The 18,434-nt window shown below is 40.1% G+C and carries 14 protein-coding genes; 4 read left to right on the top strand and 10 right to left on the bottom strand.

Translation table 11 applies throughout. The annotated features are described in order from the left end of the window. The first annotated feature begins 14 nt into the window (after window positions 1-14). Window positions 15-419, top strand: a complete 405-nt coding sequence (rpmA, locus tag ABEG20_RS09520; RefSeq protein WP_406827139.1) for a 50S ribosomal protein L27 — start codon at window positions 15-17, stop codon at window positions 417-419. Between the two features lie 378 nt (window positions 420-797). After that, window positions 798-1,682, top strand: coding sequence for a hypothetical protein (locus tag ABEG20_RS09515; protein WP_406827138.1), 885 nt, complete (start codon window positions 798-800; stop codon window positions 1,680-1,682). 91 nt (window positions 1,683-1,773) lie between these two features. Here ABEG20_RS09515 and ABEG20_RS09510 read toward each other — a convergent pair whose 3' ends face one another. From ABEG20_RS09510 to ABEG20_RS09465, 10 genes are all read right to left on the bottom strand, one after another. Beyond that, complete coding sequence (locus ABEG20_RS09510; RefSeq protein WP_406827137.1) at window positions 1,774-2,748, bottom strand: polyprenyl synthetase family protein; 975 nt, start codon at window positions 2,746-2,748, stop codon at window positions 1,774-1,776. 44 nt (window positions 2,749-2,792) lie between these two features. Beyond that, window positions 2,793-4,925 carry a ribonuclease R gene (gene rnr, locus ABEG20_RS09505; RefSeq protein ID WP_406827136.1) on the bottom strand — a complete coding sequence of 711 codons (2,133 nt, stop codon included), beginning with the start codon at window positions 4,923-4,925 and terminating at the stop codon, window positions 2,793-2,795. Between the two features lie 373 nt (window positions 4,926-5,298). Next, on the bottom strand, window positions 5,299-6,336 hold the full coding sequence (locus ABEG20_RS09500) for an exo-alpha-sialidase (RefSeq protein ID WP_406827135.1): 1,038 nt from the start codon (window positions 6,334-6,336) through the stop codon (window positions 5,299-5,301). Window positions 6,337-6,339: 3 nt separating this feature from the next. Beyond that, on the bottom strand, window positions 6,340-8,046 hold the full coding sequence (locus ABEG20_RS09495) for an ABC transporter ATP-binding protein (RefSeq protein ID WP_406827134.1): 1,707 nt from the start codon (window positions 8,044-8,046) through the stop codon (window positions 6,340-6,342). Next, complete coding sequence (locus ABEG20_RS09490) at window positions 8,046-8,759, bottom strand: 3'-5' exonuclease (protein WP_406827133.1); 714 nt, start codon at window positions 8,757-8,759, stop codon at window positions 8,046-8,048. Before ABEG20_RS09490 ends, ABEG20_RS09495 begins: the two co-directional genes overlap by 1 nt. A 193-nt stretch (window positions 8,760-8,952) precedes the next feature. Then, entirely contained in the window at window positions 8,953-9,858 is a 906-nt protein-coding gene (locus tag ABEG20_RS09485) for a DUF72 domain-containing protein (RefSeq protein WP_406827132.1), read from the bottom strand. A 159-nt stretch (window positions 9,859-10,017) separates the two neighbouring features. After that, window positions 10,018-11,406, bottom strand: coding sequence for an arginine decarboxylase (locus ABEG20_RS09480; RefSeq protein WP_090764474.1), 1,389 nt, complete (start codon window positions 11,404-11,406; stop codon window positions 10,018-10,020). Between the two features lie 487 nt (window positions 11,407-11,893). Further along, window positions 11,894-12,472, bottom strand: a complete 579-nt coding sequence (locus ABEG20_RS09475; protein ID WP_406827131.1) for a PhnA domain-containing protein — start codon at window positions 12,470-12,472, stop codon at window positions 11,894-11,896. 162 nt (window positions 12,473-12,634) lie between these two features. Continuing rightward, window positions 12,635-13,570, bottom strand: a complete 936-nt coding sequence (gene ctlX / locus ABEG20_RS09470; RefSeq protein ID WP_406827130.1) for a citrulline utilization hydrolase CtlX — start codon at window positions 13,568-13,570, stop codon at window positions 12,635-12,637. A gap of 62 nt (window positions 13,571-13,632) precedes the next feature. After that, window positions 13,633-15,078, bottom strand: coding sequence for an arginine deiminase family protein (locus ABEG20_RS09465; RefSeq protein ID WP_406827129.1), 1,446 nt, complete (start codon window positions 15,076-15,078; stop codon window positions 13,633-13,635). A 359-nt stretch (window positions 15,079-15,437) separates the two neighbouring features. Here ABEG20_RS09465 and argS point away from each other — a divergent pair, with 359 nt between their 5' ends. Further along, window positions 15,438-17,210, top strand: a complete 1,773-nt coding sequence (gene argS / locus ABEG20_RS09460; protein WP_406827128.1) for an arginine--tRNA ligase — start codon at window positions 15,438-15,440, stop codon at window positions 17,208-17,210. A gap of 68 nt (window positions 17,211-17,278) precedes the next feature. Continuing rightward, entirely contained in the window at window positions 17,279-18,043 is a 765-nt protein-coding gene (locus ABEG20_RS09455) for a sulfite exporter TauE/SafE family protein (RefSeq protein ID WP_406827127.1), read from the top strand. Window positions 18,044-18,434 lie beyond the last annotated feature (391 nt).

The following is an 18,434-nucleotide window of genomic DNA, read 5'->3' as shown; positions in this document are numbered from 1 at the left end:
CAAAATATAAAATCATGGCACACAAAAAAGGAGCCGGTAGTTCGAAAAACGGACGTGAATCGCATAGTAAGCGTTTAGGTATTAAAGTTTTCGGTGGTCAGTTAGCTATCGCAGGAAACATTTTAGTACGTCAACGTGGTACAAAACACCATCCTGATAAAGGCGTGGGTATTGGTAAAGACCATACTTTATTTGCATTAGTTGATGGTACTGTTGTTTTCAAAAAGAAACAAGATAACAAATCATACGTTTCTATTCTTCCTATCACTGATGCGGAGATCGAAGCAGCAATTGCTAAAAAAGCACCTGCAAAGAAAGAAGTTGCAGCTGAAGTTGAAGCCGCACCTGCTAAAAAAGCACCTGCAAAAAAAGCAGCTAAAAAAGACGAAGCTACTGAAGAAGCTGCAGCTGCAGAATAACTGGTACGAAATAAAATATAAAAAAGGTTCTGATGCAAATCAGGACCTTTTTTGTTATATGGGTTATTGGTTCATTGGTGCATTGGTCATTCGTCATTGGTGCATTGGTCATTCGTCATTGGTGCATTAGTCATTAATTCATTGCTCATTGGTGTATTAGTCATTGGTTTATATTGCCCGTAGTTTAATCTAACTAAAAACTGGTAATTGCTCATTAGATTATATTCGATGGTCAATAACCCATAGCCTATTTCAACTGAACATTGAAAACTGGTAACTGATTATTGGTTCAGTCCATTTAAGCTGACTTATGTAGTTCCGGCTGTTGACTCCTGACTAATTTGTTAAATCCTGTTAAATAACAAAAATTAACATTGCATGCTTTTAGATTTGGGTATTGATTTTAAAACAAATCCAATGAATCCGAAGAAAATATCCTTATTAATTCCATTACTTATTTCCGGCAGTTTTTTATATGCGCAAGAGGTAGAAGAAAATATCCGCATGGTAAAACCGTTTAAAGCCGATGGTATCCCGAACGAATGGAATGAACCACTCAACCAATATAACGATGCCACCAAACTGGCTTTTGCCCTGGCCAACGATGACAAAAATCTATATATCATCATAGAATCATTAGACCCGCAAACTACTTTTAGTGTACTAAGAGGAGGGATCACCTTAAATATTAATACTGAAGGTAAAAAGAAGGATGGAATGAAGTTAACTTTTCCGCTAATGGAAAGGCCGCCCATGCCAAAAGATGGGGAAGCGCATCATGCTTTATCATCTGATCAAGAAATGCATGATTTTGCTGCTACGAATAAAAGCATTAGGGTTTCAGGTTTTAAAAATATTGCTGATGGGGAGCTGCCTGCGATTAATCAGGATGGTATTGAAACGGGTATGAGCATTCATCCCAACAGAGATCTGATTTATGAGTTGAGCATTCCATTGGCACAGTTACAGGTGGGCCTGGATCTTAAAAAAACCATTGTTTATAATATCAAAATTAACGAACCAGGTAAATCTGGGTTTAAAAGAGAAGCTTCCCCTGAAGGAGGAAACAGAAGTGGTGGAAGATCAGGCGGCAGAGGTGGGCTGGGGGCTGGAGGCATGGGTACTGGCGGCCGTGGCGGTATGGGCGGCGGCGGAAGAATGGGTGGTGGCGGTCAAAGACCAATGCCAGGAGCTGAATATTCTACTAAATCAGCTGATTTTTGGATTAAATATAAGTTAGCTAAAGGCTTGGGAGATAGTTGAAGTACGTCTTTTACTGAAGCGCAGCGAAATGGAAAATCTTTTGATATAGATTTCTCGGCTTCGTTGCGCTTCGCTCGAAATGACGAATACCTTAATACTCCCTGGCCATTAACTGGTTGGTTAGTGTTAACAGGTCGGCTTTTCTTTCATCGCTCACATTTATCTGCGCAAATAAGGCTAAAGCTTTATCGCGGTAATGGTTCATGTGCTCTTTAGCAATTTTCTGTATATTCAGCGTATCGTAAACAGCCCTAACCGTTTTTACTTTTTCTTGTGCATCAAATACTTTAGAAGCGGTCCAGGTTTTTAAAGCAGTTTTGGTATCGCCTTCGGCAAGCTCGAGCGCTTTTAGCAGCAAGAAGGTCTTTTTATTGGCAATAATATCCCCGCCAACCTGCTTGCCAAACTTTTCAGGATCAGCATATACATCTAAAATATCATCGTGTAGTTGAAAGGCGATGCCTATGTTTTCTCCAAACTGTTCAATCAAATCTGCATCTTTTGCAGATGCACCGGCAATAATAGCGCCCAATTTCAGTGCACCGCCCAATAGTACTGCCGTCTTAAGTCTGATCATGTTGATGTATTCTTCAATGCTTACATCATCACGTTTTTCAAATTCCATATCCAGCTGCTGACCTTCGCAAACGCCCTGTGCAGTAACATTAAAAGTATCCAGTGCATCTTTAAGGAAAACCGGGTTTACCTTTGCCAGATTTTTATTGGCTTCTACCATCATCACATCGCCACTTAAAATGGCCACATTGGTGCTCCACTTTTCGTGTACCGTTGCCTGGCCCCTGCGTAATGGTGCATTATCCATAATATCATCGTGTACCAAAGTGAAATTATGGAAAATTTCAATTGCCATGGCAGCATGAACAGATTTATTGGCGTCTGTACCAAACAATTCGGTAGCCATTAGTACCAATAGTGGCCTTACACGTTTGCCGCCAAGGTTAATGATGTAACTGATTGGATCGTAAAGTTGCTTAGGGTAACCTGGTAAATTTAAATTTTGTATGGCGTTATTTAAAATCTGCTGTAATTGTTCTGTAGTCTGCATGTTTTGTTTAAACATTGTGTTCCGGGCACAAATGTCTTAATTTTTTAATCAGGAATTAGCGTAAAATCGATCTGACGTTTAGAAAGGTCAACTTTTTTTACCCGAATCATCACTTCATCTCCTAGTTGATATTTTTTCTTTTTTCTTTGGCCAACAATGCAGTAGTTTTTCTCATCAAGTACGTAAAAATCGTCAGATATATCGCGTAAACGAATCATACCTTCGCATTTATTCTCTTCAATTTCTACATACATGCCCCATTCGGTTACACCCGAAATAATGCCTTTGTATTCGGTACCGATATTGTTTTCTAAATATTCTGCCTGTTTGTACTTAATCGAAGCCCTTTCTGCATCTGCAGCCCGTTTTTCCATTGCCGAAGAATGTACAGACGCAACTTCAAAAAATTCCATATCGGCCGATTTGCCACCATCCAAATAAGTTTGGAGTAAACGGTGCACCATTACATCGGGATAACGACGGATAGGAGAAGTAAAGTGGGTATAATATTCAAAAGCCAAGCCATAATGACTGGTTTTTTTAGTGGTATAAATAGCTTTTGCCATAGACCGGATGGCTAGCGAGGTTAAAATGTTCTGTTCTTTTTTACCTTCTACATCGGCCATTAAATGGTTTAGTGATTTTGCAATTTCCTTATCGGATTTGGTATTGATTTTATAACCAAAACGGGACGCAAAGTTGGCAAAGGTGTTCAGGGTTTCCATATTTGGCGAATCGTGTACCCGGTAAACGAAGGTCAGTTTATTTTTGCCCTTCACTTTTTTAGCAATAAATTCAGCCACTTTGCGGTTGGCCAAAAGCATATAATCTTCAATCAGTTTGTGGGCATCTTTACGTTCTTTAACGTAAACGCCTATCGGTTTACCCGCCTCATCGAGTTTAAATTTAACTTCTGTACTTTCAAAACTGATAGCACCGTTTTTAAACTTTCGGTCGCGCAAGATGTAAGCCAGTTCATTCAGTTTTTGTATTTCAGGTGCATAATCGCCGGTTTTATTTTCAATCACTTCCTGGGCTTCTTCGTAGGTGAATCTGCGGTCGGAGTGGATTACGGTACGGCCATACCATTCGTTTTGAATATTTGCCTGCTCATCAAGCTCAAAAACAGCAGCAAAGCATAATTTATCTTCATGCGGACGAAGTGAGCATACACCGTTACTTAAGCGTTCTGGCAGCATCGGAATGACGCGATCAACCAGGTAAACAGAGGTTGCCCTGCTGTAAGCCTCTTTATCGAGTTCACTTCCCTGGATCACATAGTGTGAAACATCGGCAATGTGAACTCCGATTTCATAGTTTCCGTTAGGTAGTTTTTGGTAAGAGATGGCATCATCAAAATCTTTGGCATCTGCCGGATCGATGGTAAAGGTTAATACCTGCCTAAAATCTTTGCGTTTGGCAATTTCAGCAGCAGGAATTTCTTCCGGAATAGCATTGGCTTCTCTCTCTACCTGTGGCGGGAACTCAAGTGGAAAACCGTATTGGGCCAAAATGGCATTCATTTCAGTATTGTTTTCACCCTGGTTGCCCAGCACGTGTTTTACAATACCTATTGGATTTTTGGCACTTTCAGGCCAATCGGATAACGTTACCAAGACCCTTTGACCACTTTTGGCACCGTGCGTATCGGCCAATGGCACAAAAATATCGTGCATCATTTTTTTATCGTCGGCAATGACAAAGGCAAAACGGTCTGATATTTTAATCACACCTGTAAAGTCTGATTTTGCCCTTTTAATGATTTCAATTACCTCACCATCATTTTTACGGCCGCTCTTTTTAGCAAACACATAAGCTTTTACAGTATCGCCGTGCAGCGCATTTTTAAGCTTGCGGGGCGCAACAAAAATATCTTTTTCAAACTCATCTTCGGGTACGATATAAGCCGATCCATCGGCAGTCATATCTACAGTACCAATAATGAAGTTCTGCAGTTCTTTAAGTTTAAATTTTCCTTTTTCGGGTTCTAAGAAAATTCCGCTGTTTTTTCCCTCTTTTAATATTTCTAAAATCGTTTCTCTTGATTCCTGATCGTTTAGGTTTAATTTTGACGAAACCTGTTTGTAATTTAGGAGTTGATTATTGTTTTTTTCAAAAATATCACTAACCAATTGATTCAGAACCAATTTAATATTTGCCGATTTTTTCTTTGCCATACGCTAAACTGAATTTACCGAAGATACAGAAAAGATAGGGAAGTGGCAGGATTTGGCGTGTAAAATGTATTCCAGATGTGAGATATGAGAACTGAGATGTGAGAACTGAGCGGGGAGACACAGGATATGGGTGTTGAGATGTGAGCGGTAAGATGGTTTATCGTTAAATCGTTCATTGGCCATTGGTTTATTGCTATAGCAAACAGGACTGCATGTTGACGGTTTAATAGCTCATAGTTAATTGCCGTGGGGTAAGCGGAAATTGCCATTCACACTATATAGGATTAACTTGAGCAGAATAAATAATATTCCAGATTAAACCTCATTTCTAAACTTTATTCCATCTTATGGACTATGGACTATGGACTATGGACTATGGACTATGGACTAACCTGATCTCCATGTAACTAATTTTCTTCCGTTCAGCGGTGTAACTGATATGGATGTTTCCCTTTTGATCCTGAATGATGGCTGGGTAGCTATATTCGCCTTTTAAATGGTTTTCGAGGGTGTAAATATCTTTCCAGTTTTCGCCATCTGCTGATATGGCCAGCTTTAATACCGAGCGGCCTTCCCACCAGTTTTTCCCTGCTGTTAATGGATTGTAAACAAGCAATTGAAGGCCATCTTTTAAAGTTACCGCATCGCTGCCCGAATTGGGGTTGGGCAATTGGGTAGGTTTTAATTTTGACCAGGTTTCGCCATAATCAACAGACCAGCTTTCTACAATTACATTTTGGCGGCTTCTGCAAAGCAATTGCAATTTTCCTTGGGGATGAATGAGAATGGATGGCTGGATAACGCCAAAAGTATCGCAGTTGATCTCGATTTTTCTCCAATTCTGGCCATCGGCATCCGATTTTTCGATGTGGATATGCCACGTTTTTTCATCCTCGCTTTCGGTACTTGAAGGATAGAGGATATTTCCGTCTGCCAATTGAATGGGTTTGTTTTTAACGGGGCCTAAAAAATCATCTGGTAGTTTTTTAGCTTTAGACCAGCTTTTACCATTATTAACAGATGTTTTATATTCGGCCCACCATGTACGGGGATTTATGCCCACTTTGTAATGTAAAAATAAGGTGCCGTTTTTGGCTTTAAAAAGCACCGGATTCCAGCAGGCAAAACGGCTGGTATCGTTTTGTATCCCATTGGCAATTTCGACAGGTTGGCTCCAGTTTGTCCCGTTTTTTATTGCTGACCAGATAACCACATCTTGGCTCCCTTCGTGTTTGCCACCAAACCAGGCTGCCATAATTTTCCCGTTTCCCAGATCAACCAGTGTTGAAGCATGACAGGCTTCGAAAGGCACTTGTTTAAAAACGGGAGTTGACTGTAAAATTTCTACTTTTTGGGCGTAAGTGGTAGCGCAGAAGAATAGTATGGCAACAATGGATAGGAAAAATCGCATAATTTATTGGTGGCCGGGAATGGCGGCGATCAGTTTTTGGGTATATTCGGCCTTAGGGGCATTAAATAATGCTTCGGGAAAACCCTCTTCTTCAATTTTCCCTTTATTCATCACTAAAATTCGGTCAGAAATGTGCTTAATTACCGCCAGATCGTGTGAAATGAAAATGTAGGTGAGGCCAAACTCTTCCTGTAAAGACCTGATGAGGTTGAGCACCTGTGCCTGTACCGATACATCAAGCGCTGATACCGATTCATCACAAATAATAAATTTAGGCTGTAAGGCCAAAGCCCGCGCAATGACCACACGCTGTCGCTGGCCTCCACTAAACTCGTGTGGATAGCGGTTAAAATGCTCTGCTTTTAAACCAACTTTATCTAAAAGTTCTAAGACTTTTTGTTTACGCTCAGCATTGTTTTGATAAAGCTGGTGCAGCTGCAAGGGCTCCAGTATTGATTGACCAATGCTTAATTTAGGATTTAGCGAAGCATAGGGATCCTGAAAAATAATCTGGATATCTTTTCTCAGTTTTCTTAACTCGTTTTTACCTAAATGTGTGATGTCTTCTCCGTTGAATATAATGGAACCAGAAGTTGGCTGGATTAACCTGAGGATGGTGCGCCCCAGGGTGGTTTTTCCGCAACCCGATTCGCCTACGAGGCCAAGTGTTTCACCTGGAAAAACCTCAAAATTAATTCCATCTACCGCTTTAACATAATCGGTAATTTTACCAAATAATCCATTGCGGACAGGATACCAGGTGCAGAGATCTTTAATTTGCAGCAATGGTTTTTGCTGGTAAAGTGTCTGTCTTCTTTGCGCAATTTCTGTTGCTGTTAACTGGTTTGCAGCCATTAAATAGGCAGGTTTATCTCCAGTTTCGTTATTCAAAAAATCGGCTACAACCGGTAATTTTTTTAATTGTAAGGATGGCGAGGGCCTGCAGGCCAGTAAACCTTTGGTATAAGGATGTTGTGGATTTTCGAAAACCGATTTTGCTGGTCCCTGTTCTACAATTTCGCCCTTATACATCACCGCAACTTCGTCGGCAATTTCATTTACCACACCTAAATCATGTGAGATAAAGATCATGGCCATGTTGCGCTCTTTTTTAAGCTTGAGGAGCAATTGCAGAATGGTTTTTTGAACGGTTACATCCAGAGCAGTTGTAGGCTCATCGGCAATGAGGAGTTTAGGATTGCAGCTCAAAGCCATGGCTATCATTACCCGCTGTTTTTGGCCACCAGAAATCTGGTGCGGATAACTGTCAAATATCTTTTCGGGCCGCGGAAGCTGAACTTCGTTAAACAGGCCAATGGTTTGCTTTTTTGCTTCGGCTTTATCTACCTTTTGATGGAGAATAATGGCTTCTGCCACCTGATCGCCGCACGTAAAAACAGGATTTAAGGAGGTCATGGGTTCCTGAAAAATCATCGAAATCTGATTTCCCCTGATGTGCCTGATTTCGTTAGCGTCTAAATTAAGCAGGCTAATATCTTCAAATTCAATATCACCGGTAATTTTTGCCAGGCCTTCATCATGTAAACGCATAATGGAGAATGAAGTAACCGATTTGCCAGAGCCAGATTCGCCAACTATGCCTAAAATAGTGCCTTTTTTTACATTAAAGCTCAATTTTTTAACGGCATTGAACCAGTTTTTATCTTCCCGGTTGTAGAAATCGATATTTAAATTTTCAACGTTTAGCATCAGGTTACAATGGTAATATTTTCTTCCGGAATTATATCCATCCCTTTGAATTTTAACAGTACCTGTGCCGTAGTAATTACATCTTTCTGGCAATAGGTAACAATCCGTGGAAGATTTTTTTCTTCATAATATACCTGTTTTACCTGACTGCCGTTAATATCATCTTTTGGTGTAGGGATATTTAGAATAGTGGCAAGCAGGTTAAGCGAGGTAAAATTTTTGTAGTCGCCAAATTTCCATAGTTCCATTGTATCAATATGGTTAACTTCCCAGGGTTTTTTGCCTGATAATTCCAATTGTGAAGGAATTTCTATCCGATTGATCAAAAGCCTCCGGCACAGGTAAGGAAAATCAAATTCTTTTCCGTTGTGGGCGCAGAACATCAGGTTAGGCGTTTGTTTATGAAGTAGTGCTGCAAATTGTGACAGTATTTCATGCTCATCATGGCCGGAAAAGGATTTGATGCGCAGTTTGTTCGTGTTTTGTTCCGTGTAGAAAATGCCGAGGCTAATGCAAATAATTTTACCAAATTCGGCCATTACACCTGCACGCTCATAAAAGTCTTCTGCGCTTTGGTCACCATGGCGTTGATATTGTGTTTTTTGTTCCCAAAGTTCTTGAAAATGGGGCGGTACTTCCTGAAAGGAAGAATATTGTGGAACGGTTTCAATATCGAGCACCATTACCTGGTTTAGATCTAGCGTTTTTAACATATAAACAGTTTTCAGTTAACAATTTACAGTTTTCTGTTCATAATTTTAGCAAGCCGGAATATTTTTAGTTATACATGTGTATGCCGCTGGTGAGTTAATCTGGATTTGCAATCCCGACTAAAATTTGTTTTTAAAGTGGATTTAAAATCCACGGTTCATGAGGCCGAGTTTAAAAATCTCGACCAAACGCTATCTAAAACAAGCTGGGTGAACTAGGTGGCGCCTGGTTGGCCATTACCGGGATCTTTAAATCTGTTCCAATCGCTTTGTTCAGTTTCTCTGTAAAATAAGCTGAAAATAACGGCGAGGAAAGTTCTACATTCTGGTGTACAAAAAAATATAAGTTCTCTAAACCTTGCGCTTTCCAATCCACAATTCTTTCGATCCAGTCATCTAAACGCATTTTATCGATTTCATCGTTATTTGCACCCACAAAACGTACAAAAGCTGTTGGTGTAGTTAAGCGCATGTGCATCATATCCCGTCTGCCAGAAGTATCTACGATGATGTTGGTTATCCCGTTATCTTCAAAAAGCCTGGCAAATTCATTCGCAATGGCGGGGTTGGTAAACCATTCCGTATTTCTCACTTCAACGCCCAGCGGAATCACCTTTGGGAATTCGTTGATCACAATTTTTAACCTTTCAAAATCCTTGGGTTTAAAGTTATCATGCAATTGGAGAAAAGCCATTCCCAGTTTATCCTCGAAATTACTAATGGCATCGCAATATTGTGCCACAGGTTCTTTTACATTGATCAATCTTTTAAAGTGACTGATGGTATTGGTCAGTTTCGGGAAAAATTTAAAATCTGCTGGTGTTTTTTTTGTCCATGTAATGACCTGCTCGCGGGTAGGCATGCCATAAAACGTGGCATTAAGTTCAATTGAATTAAATTGGGTAGCATAATAGGTGAGCTCGTCTTTTGTTCCCTTCGGATAAAAGCCCTTTAAATCAGCTTTGTTCCATTTTGCACAACCTACGTAGGCCTTAAAAGATTGCTTGGGTTTATTGGAAGCTAAAATTGTTGCCGTTTCAGGTGCATCAGCCGGAAGGGTATAATCTATTATTGATGGATCGTCTACTTTACCAAATTGCATGTTTAAAGGTTTTAGGTGTAAGGCCAAAAAAATACCTTAGCTTATTCAACTAAGGTATTTATATATTGTAAAAATAAGAAACTTGTGCTTTGCTTTAGCTTATTGTGGAAAGTTTATGTTTCACTTATCCAAACTGTAAACTCCCAGCTGAAAACTGAATTAGTAACCCAGAATCTTCAATACCTGCTTACTGTTCTGTTCTTCACCAAAAACTTCAAAGTTGAAACTTTCGTCGCGGTTTCTGCGAATTAAAACATGCTTCGGACTTGGCAATAAACAATGGTGTATACCGCCATATCCGCTCAACACTTCCTGGTAAGCACCGGTATGGAAGAATCCCAAATACTGTACCTTACGGGTTTTTGGCATGAATACACTATTCATGTGTGCTTCCTGGTTGTAGTAATCCTGTCCGTCGCAGGTAATGCCACCTAAGTTAACGCGTTCATATTCAGCATCCCAGTTATTAATCGGCAGGAGGATATATTTTTGGTTTAAGGCCCAAACGTCAGGCAAGTTGGTGATGAAAGAACCATCCAGCATTAACCATCGCTCGCGGTCATTTTGCTGTTTACGGCCTAAAACCTTATATAAGATACCCGAAGCTTCGGCAACGGTGTATTTACCAAATTCGGTAATAATATCCGGTTCCATTACTTCGTGGATGGCGCAGATTTCTTTAATCCTTTTTACAATTTCGTTTACCATATATTCGTAATCGAAATCAAAAACCAACGAATCTTTAAACGGCATACCGCCACCGATATCAAGCGTATCCAAATCAGGATTGATTTTTTTGAATTTACAATAAAGGGTTACGTATTTTTCCAGTTCGTTCCAGTAATATGGCGAATCGGTAATACCCGAGTTGATAAAGAAGTGTAACAGTTTTACCCTGAAATTAGGATTGTGTACAATTTTATTGTTGTAAAATTCGATCACATCCTCCATACGCACACCTAAACGTGAGGTATAAAACTGCGAATCTGGTTGCTCCTCAGCAGCAATACGGATCCCCAGGTTACAAGGGGTATCGATATCTACCTCATCATCAAACAGGTTAAATTCCTCTTTATTATCTAAAACCGGAATAATATTGGTGTAACCGTCGTGCAGCATATCAATAATATACTGTTTGTACTGGTAAGTTTTAAACCCGTTGCAGATAATGGTGGTATCTTTAGTTAAAGCACCTTTTTTCTCCAGTGCATCAACCATAGGCATATCAAAAGCAGAAGAAGTTTCCAGGTGGATATTGTTCTTTAAAGCTTCTTCAACAATGTGTCTGAAATGCGAACTTTTTGTACAATAGCAATATTTGTAATCGCCGCGATAGTTGTTTTTTAAAATGGCAGTCTGGAAAAGAATCTTCGCCTGCTGAATTTTCTTACTTACCATGGGTAAGTATGTGAAACGTAGGGGAGTACCGTAAGTTTCGATCATTTCCATCAGGTTTAAATCCTGAAAATATAATTCATCATCTATCACATCAAAGCCTTCCTGTGGAAAGCCAACGCTTAGATCGAGAAATTCTGAATAACTCTGCATTTACTTTTAAATAATTTTTGCAAAAATGTAATTTTAAATCGAGAATTAAACGGTATTAAAAATATTTTTACTGTAGAGAAACGCTTAGCTTAAGTGCAAAATTTTAACATAAAGTGTTTTTAGAAAAAAATGGAATTGATTTTTTGGTTAAATTGTTGTAATTCAATAATTTATTTAATTTGTTTCACTTCGTGTTTTTAGGAAAGCAGGTTCCTTTTTTTATAGGTTTGGGTTGCCCCTGCGCTCCACTTTACTCGTTGCACTCGTGTCCGTTCCGGTCAGGTTTAGGTGGGATGGGCAGTACTGCTATTCAGGGTTATATCGCGAGGTGCTTTTATCCTAAAAGTTTTAGTGCGCTTTGTGCATTGGAGGATGAAAAAAATAGTGGTTCGTGCGGACACGAACCACGGCAGAGAAAATGGTTTGTAACGATACAATCGTTAGGCTATTCAGGCACGCGTTTAAAAGGCGCCAGTAAGGCATGGTATTAGCCTTTTCTTAAATATTTGGTCAAAATCACAATGGTTTGGCCTTCTACTTTACCTTCAATCTGTTCGGTATTATCGTGCACCAAACGAATGTTTTTTACCACAGTACCGAGCTTGGCACTTAGTGTTGAACCTTTAACATCGAGTGTTTTAACCAAAACTACGGTATCGCCTTCAAATAAACGGGCTCCATTACTGTCCTGATGAAATTCCACTGTGCCTTCCTGCTCATGGTCGCCGGTTTTTTTAGCCCATTCTAAAGTTTCATCGTCCAGGTATAAAATGTCAAGACTGTCTGCAGCCCAACCTTCATTTCTCAATCGGCTTAACATGCGCCAGGCCACTACCTGAACAGGTGCAAATGCCGACCACATGGTTTCTGTTAAAATTTTCCAGTGAACGGCATCAAGTTGTTCGTTTTTTTCAATCTGGTCTAAACAGGTTTTACAAACTAAAATGCTGTTATCGCTATTGGCATTACTGGTTGGGGGTACTTCGTATACCGATAAGCTGTTTTCAGCAGTGCACAATTCGCATTTATTGCCCGAACGGGTTTGCAATTCTTGTAGTAAAGACATGGTTATTTAAATTTTTCGCGAAAGTAATAAAACTAATTGGAATAAACACGTCGAAGTTAAATAGCGAGGTGCCTTCTATTCGATGGGTTTTCCGTGTGTTCTGAGTTTCCGTGGCAAAAAAATAAAGGGTTCGTGCAGACACGAACCATGGCGATTGGAATATTAAGATTTACCAGGCAAATGTATTTCTGCCAGCATACATCTTGCGCTGCCACCACCATTTTTTTCGATGGTATAAAGTGGTGCATAAATGATGCGACTGTACCGCTCCAATGTTTCAATCTGTTCAGGGTTTAAGGATAAATACGCCTGTTCAGACATCACCAGCAAACTTTCGCCGGCCGCATTGGAAACCTGTAGCATATTTCCGGCAAATTTATTCATCTGTTCCAGACTGATTTCGATAATTTCCTTACCACTACCCTTTAAACTGATGCTCACCCGAAGGCGCTCTTCAGCATCGCGGATCGAATCGAGACAAACTACCGCAAAACGATCGCCAATACACATCATCACATTGGTGTGGTAAATCGGAAAATTATCACTATCTACCGCGTGAAAAATAACAGGCTCGTATCCGCTAAGCATGCAAAAGTTATTTAAAACCTCTTCATCTGTGCGTACACTTAAACAAGCGTAGGCCATTTTATTGGTGCGATCTAACACCATACTGCCAGTACCTTCTAAAAAAGCATATTGCATTTCGTAAAAGCTCAGGTCGCTGATGTGGTTCAGTTCAAACCGGGTTTTCAGGCTTTCAAGTATTTCTTTTCTGCGCTCTAAACGGCGGTTTTCAGAAAACATGGGATAGAGGTAAACTGAGCCATCTTCGTGAAAAGAAACCCAGTTGTTCGGGAAAATGGAATCGGGGGTTTCTGGCTGCAAGGTATCATCAATCACCGTAACATCAACATCATTTTGCCTTAACAGTTCAACAAAACCATCAAACTCTATTAAGGCCTGTGCCTGTACATCCTGCATTTCGGATGCTACCTGAAATTTATTGTTCGCCGCAGTTTGCTCATTGAATTTAAAATCAACTGGGCGGATCATGAGGATATGGTTGGTCGTTTGCATTTTTCTTTCTCTATTCGTCATCCTGAATTCATTTCAGGATCTTTCTGATTAGATGCTGAAATAAATTCAGCATGACGGTATATCTATAAATCGTCTCTTAAAACAGGTAAACTCATACAGTGGAATCCTCCGCGCGCACGCGAAAGTTCTGCTGATGGCATTAAAATCAACGTATCGGTTATGGTTTCGGCATTTGCTTTGCCACTTTCCAGATCCTGGATTAAATCTTTTACATCAACCACGTTAAAACCTGCCGCTTTAAAGGCTTCAACGGTTTTATCGTTCCTGTCATAACCTAAAACTACACCTTCTTTAATGGCTAACAGGTTGCACGAATCGGTCCATTGTTCTCTCGAGTCGTAAGGAAAAGTATTGTTACCGCTATAAATAATCTGGGTAGGTTCGGTACTCTTTAAATCATTCTGACTAATATCGTTCAGTAAAGCTTCTACATGCTCGAAATGTTTTGGTTCTTGCGGGTTGGCTTTAGTAAACTGAATGGCCGTGGTAGCCTCTAGTTTTTCGGGTTCCTTTAAGAAATTGATCGGCTCGTAAGGATTGTATTTTGGCGAGTGCGCAATCGAGTTTAAAATGACCCAGGTATTGCGTTTAACTTGCGTAAAAACGGTATCCAGGTGCATGTAATCGCGTTTGCTCGGTATTTTTACCACCGTTACTTTTTCTACCACATTCTGCTCGAACAGGAGTTTAATAGCTTCATTGGCGCCATGTTCTGACGTCCGTTCGCTACAACCAATTAATACATGGTTGGGACTTACCATCATCACATCGCCACCTTCAAGCGTGGTGCTGAAAGCGGGTTCATCGCCAGGTCGTAAAAAGTGCATGGTAACATCCGGAATTTCGAGGATGTTGTGGCGGTAATTTTCGAATAAGGGATGGTTAAAGAAAATATAGCGCATCAGAAGCGTTTCGCGTACACGTGCTTTTTTTGCCGGTTTATTTAACAGAATGTGATTATTGATCGTGGTGCCCACATCACGGGTAAAAATCAGGTTGGGAATAGGCGCAAAGATCATGGTATCGTTGGCCAGGGTGCCTGAAATAAAAATTTCTGCGAGTTCTTTAGCCGGCGTATTGGTCAGCGCGATCTGCACTTTATAGGTACAGCCTTCAATGGCACAAACTGCGGCTACCAGTTTCTTCCGGATAGATTCATCCTCCAGCATTTCGCTCAATAAATTCTGTATTTCGATTACTGCTGTTGAGTTGTGAAACTCAGGATGATTAGGCTTATAGAAATTTCGGTTGGCCGCTTCTGAATCAATTTCAGCCAGTTTGCCTTTTATCTTGTCCGGATCTAAAAAGTACATCAACAGTTTGATGTAATAATCGTATTCACCCTTACGGATAGTATCTAAATGCACAATGTCTTCAAAAAGCCAGTCTTGTGCTTTAGATGGTACCACTTTGCCCAAACCACTATCAGGGCTATGAATTAACAATTTACGCAACCTGCCGATTTCGGTATTTACATTCACTTTAAAGTTTAGATTCTGCTCGCTCATAAATAAATTAGTTGTTACAAATCTATCAGAATTTTTGAGAGTCCGAAAGTCCAGGGTCCGAAAGTCCGAAGATATAGGTTGAAATAAGTGCCGGAAATTTTTGTGGTAAATGGGGTTTATCGTTATGGGCATCTTGTCTTCCAGCCTCGGACCTCATTCTTCAGCCTTTTTTATGCACAACACCTTCGTCTCTAAACCTAATTGCAGCGGCAGCGCCCGATTCCTCCAATCGGGACTACAGCGAAAAGAAGGAGTGTAGATACCGATAAGCACTACAGCACCTTTCCAAGCCTTCAGGAGTTCAAAAACCTTCGGTCTTAAACCTTTCACCTTCCACCTTTTTTACATATTTTTGGCCTATGAATTTTATTATTACCGAGACACAGAAAGCCATTTTGGAGCTTTATAAAGAAGAAATAGCTGAAAGTGTAATCAATATACAGGAAACGCGTAAAGAATTTGAAGGTCAGGCTACAATTGTAGTTTTTCCGATTACTAAAATCTCTAAAAAATCTCCTGAGCAAACGGCTACCGAAATAGGCGAATATTTAGTGGCCCATGCAGAGAATATTATCAAATTTAATGTAGTTAAAGGCTTTTTGAACCTCAGCATAGCTGAAAGTTACTTCTTAAAGCAGTTTAACGAAGAAGTTTTAGCTGCGGATTTTGGTAAATACCCATCAAACGGTAAAAAGGTAATGGTAGAATATTCATCTCCTAATACCAACAAACCGCTTCATTTGGGGCACGTACGCAATAACTTATTGGGTTATTCAGTTTCTGAATTGCTTAAAGCTTATGGCTACGATGTGGTAAAAGTTAACCTGGTTAACGACCGCGGTATTCACATCTGCAAGTCAATGCTGGCCTGGCAAAAATGGGGTAATGGCGAAACCCCGGAAAGTACAGGGGAAAAAGGCGACCATCTGGTTGGAAAATACTATGTGATTTTTGACAAAGAGTATAAAAAAGAGATTGATACTTTAAAAGCAGAAGGGCAGACAGAAGACCAGGCTAAGAAAAATGCACCCTTAATTATAGCAGCGCAGCAGATGCTTTTGAAATGGGAGCAGGGTGATGAAGAAGTGGTTTCGCTTTGGAAAATGATGAACGAGTGGGTGTATGCGGGTTTTAATATTACCTATAAAAACCTCGGTGTAGATTTTGATAAGTTTTACTACGAAAGCAATACCTATCTGTTAGGAAAAGGTACGGTTGACGAAGGTTTGGCCAAAGGTGTTTTCTTCAAAAAAGAAGATGGCTCGGTATGGATCGATTTAACGGAGGATGGTTTAGACCAGAAACTGGTACTGCGTGCCGATGGTACTTCGGTTTACATTACACAGGATTTAGGTACTGCCGAAATGAAGCACGACGATTTCAATATGGATGAGTCTATCTACGTGGTAGGTAACGAGCAGGATTACCACTTTAAAGTGTTGTTCCTGATTTTAGAGAAATTGGGTAAAAGCTGGGCAAAAGGTTTATATCACCTATCGTACGGGATGGTAGATTTACCTAACGGAAAGATGAAAAGCCGTGAAGGAACCGTGGTAGATGCCGATGAACTGATTGAAAGCATGATCACTACCGCACGCGAGAAAACTGAAGAACTGGGTAAAACCAATGATTTTCCTCAGGAAGATAAAGAAGCGCTTTACAAAAACATTGGTTTGGGGGCTTTAAAATATTTCTTACTGAAGGTAGAACCTAAAAAACGTTTATTGTTCAATCCGGCAGAGAGTATCGATTTTCAAGGGAATACCGGCCCTTTTATTCAGTACACTCACGCCAGGATTAAATCTTTGCTCAGTAAATCGAACTATCAGTTTGCAACGGCCAGTGAGCAGTTTTCGGGCATATCAGCAGTTGAGCTGGAAATGATCCTGCAATTGGCCAAATACCCTTCAGAAATAGAAATCGCGGCCAAGGCTTTCAGTCCGGCGAGTTTGGCCAACTATTTATATGAACTGGCCAAGTTGTTTAATAAGTTTTACCATGAGGTACCGCCAATAGTAAAAACGGAAGAAGGTGAGTTGAAACAATTCCGCTTAAACATTTGTAAAAAAACTGCGGATATTATTCATGCCGGAATGCTGATACTGGGAATCACTTCTCCGGAAAGAATGTAAATGGGCGGATGTAAGATGTAAAACGGATGATGTAAGATGGAAGCTGTAAAGAACAGAAATGCTGGCGGATGGCAACTGAATTGATTTTACTTTGTTTGGTGGCTTTTGCAGCCGGCTTTATAGATGCTATTGTGGGTGGCGGTGGTTTATTGCAAACCCCCGCCACTTTACTTATTTTACCTCATTATCCGGTAGCCACACTTTTAGGAACAACCAAAATCCCATCTATTGCGGGCACAACACTTGCGGCATTTAAATACGCTAAAAAGGTTAAATTTAATGATCAGGTACTGGCAGCTTGTGCCTTTACGGCGTTTATTTCTGCTTTTTTTGGTGCTTTTCTGGTCAGCAGGATCGATAACTCCGTAATTAAGCCTATTATTTTGGTCATACTGATTTTGGTAGCTGCTTACACTTATTTTAACAAGCAATTTGGGATTCATCAGGAGAAGAATCATTCGGTAAAAAAGCAGGTGTTAATGTCGGCCGTTTTTGGTTTGGTTATCGGCTTTTATGATGGATTGATCGGACCGGGAACAGGCGCTTTTCTGATATTGATTTTCATTGCCGTGCTTGGCTTCGATTTTCTTCATGCCAGTGCACACGCTAAAATCGTTAACATGGCCACCAATCTGGCCGCAATTCTTTATTTCAGTTCAACAGGACATATTTTATTTCAATATGCCATACCCATGGCTGTTTTTAACCTGCTTGGTGCTTTTTTTGGTACGAAGCTGGCTCTGCTCAAGGGCAACAAATTTGTACGTTTATTCTTTTTAATTGTAGTTTTCGGAACGATTTTGAGATTTGCCTACGATGTATTATTAAAATAAGATAATCTTAGTAGATTTGTTAATCCATGATTAGATTAACGTTAAAATTTGTTCTTGCTTCGTTTTTACTGACGCTTTTTACTTCTTTAGATATCCGTGCAGAAGTTTTATGGTAACTTCGAACGCAGATGCTGGTTCTGGAACTTTAAAATAAGCATTGATTAAAGCAGCTGCAAATGGTATTGCCGATAAAGACTTTATTCATTTTAACTTGGCAGATCATAGTGAGAGCGGTAAAACCATAACCTTGCTCAATCAGTTGTCTAATTTCTATCAGTTGGATACAGGATGCCGTTCGATGGAACAAGTAAGGGTACCAGACTTCCTAATGGCTTATATATTATGTTATTAGATTAGGCCGGAAGTGCGAAATGGTTACGGTTTTATTAAC

The organism is Pedobacter sp. KACC 23697 (assembly GCF_045348445.1).
Lineage (GTDB): Bacteria > Bacteroidota > Bacteroidia > Sphingobacteriales > Sphingobacteriaceae > Pedobacter.
Note: the sequence above shows the minus strand (reverse complement) of the source record. Positions and strands in the feature narration are given on the sequence as shown.

What these genes read in the sequence shown, in the direction of transcription:
- ABEG20_RS09475 (WP_406827131.1), bottom strand. Translation starts at nt 12,472, where the DNA reads ATGTCTTTACTACAAGAATTGCAAACCCGTTCGGGCAATAAATGCGAA.
- rnr (WP_406827136.1), bottom strand. Translation starts at nt 4,925, where the DNA reads ATGGCAAAGAAAAAATCGGCAAATATTAAATTGGTTCTGAATCAATTG.
- ABEG20_RS09485 (WP_406827132.1), bottom strand. Translation starts at nt 9,858, where the DNA reads ATGCAATTTGGTAAAGTAGACGATCCATCAATAATAGATTATACCCTT.
- ABEG20_RS09500 (WP_406827135.1), bottom strand. Translation starts at nt 6,336, where the DNA reads ATGCGATTTTTCCTATCCATTGTTGCCATACTATTCTTCTGCGCTACC.
- ctlX (WP_406827130.1), bottom strand. Translation starts at nt 13,570, where the DNA reads ATGACGAATAGAGAAAGAAAAATGCAAACGACCAACCATATCCTCATG.
- argS (WP_406827128.1), top strand. Translation starts at nt 15,438, where the DNA reads ATGAATTTTATTATTACCGAGACACAGAAAGCCATTTTGGAGCTTTAT.
- ABEG20_RS09510 (WP_406827137.1), bottom strand. Translation starts at nt 2,748, where the DNA reads ATGCAGACTACAGAACAATTACAGCAGATTTTAAATAACGCCATACAA.
- rpmA (WP_406827139.1), top strand. Translation starts at nt 15, where the DNA reads ATGGCACACAAAAAAGGAGCCGGTAGTTCGAAAAACGGACGTGAATCG.
- ABEG20_RS09490 (WP_406827133.1), bottom strand. Translation starts at nt 8,759, where the DNA reads ATGTTAAAAACGCTAGATCTAAACCAGGTAATGGTGCTCGATATTGAA.
- ABEG20_RS09480 (WP_090764474.1), bottom strand. Translation starts at nt 11,406, where the DNA reads ATGCAGAGTTATTCAGAATTTCTCGATCTAAGCGTTGGCTTTCCACAG.
- ABEG20_RS09495 (WP_406827134.1), bottom strand. Translation starts at nt 8,046, where the DNA reads ATGCTAAACGTTGAAAATTTAAATATCGATTTCTACAACCGGGAAGAT.
- ABEG20_RS09515 (WP_406827138.1), top strand. Translation starts at nt 798, where the DNA reads ATGCTTTTAGATTTGGGTATTGATTTTAAAACAAATCCAATGAATCCG.
- ABEG20_RS09465 (WP_406827129.1), bottom strand. Translation starts at nt 15,078, where the DNA reads ATGAGCGAGCAGAATCTAAACTTTAAAGTGAATGTAAATACCGAAATC.
- ABEG20_RS09455 (WP_406827127.1), top strand. Translation starts at nt 17,279, where the DNA reads ATGGCAACTGAATTGATTTTACTTTGTTTGGTGGCTTTTGCAGCCGGC.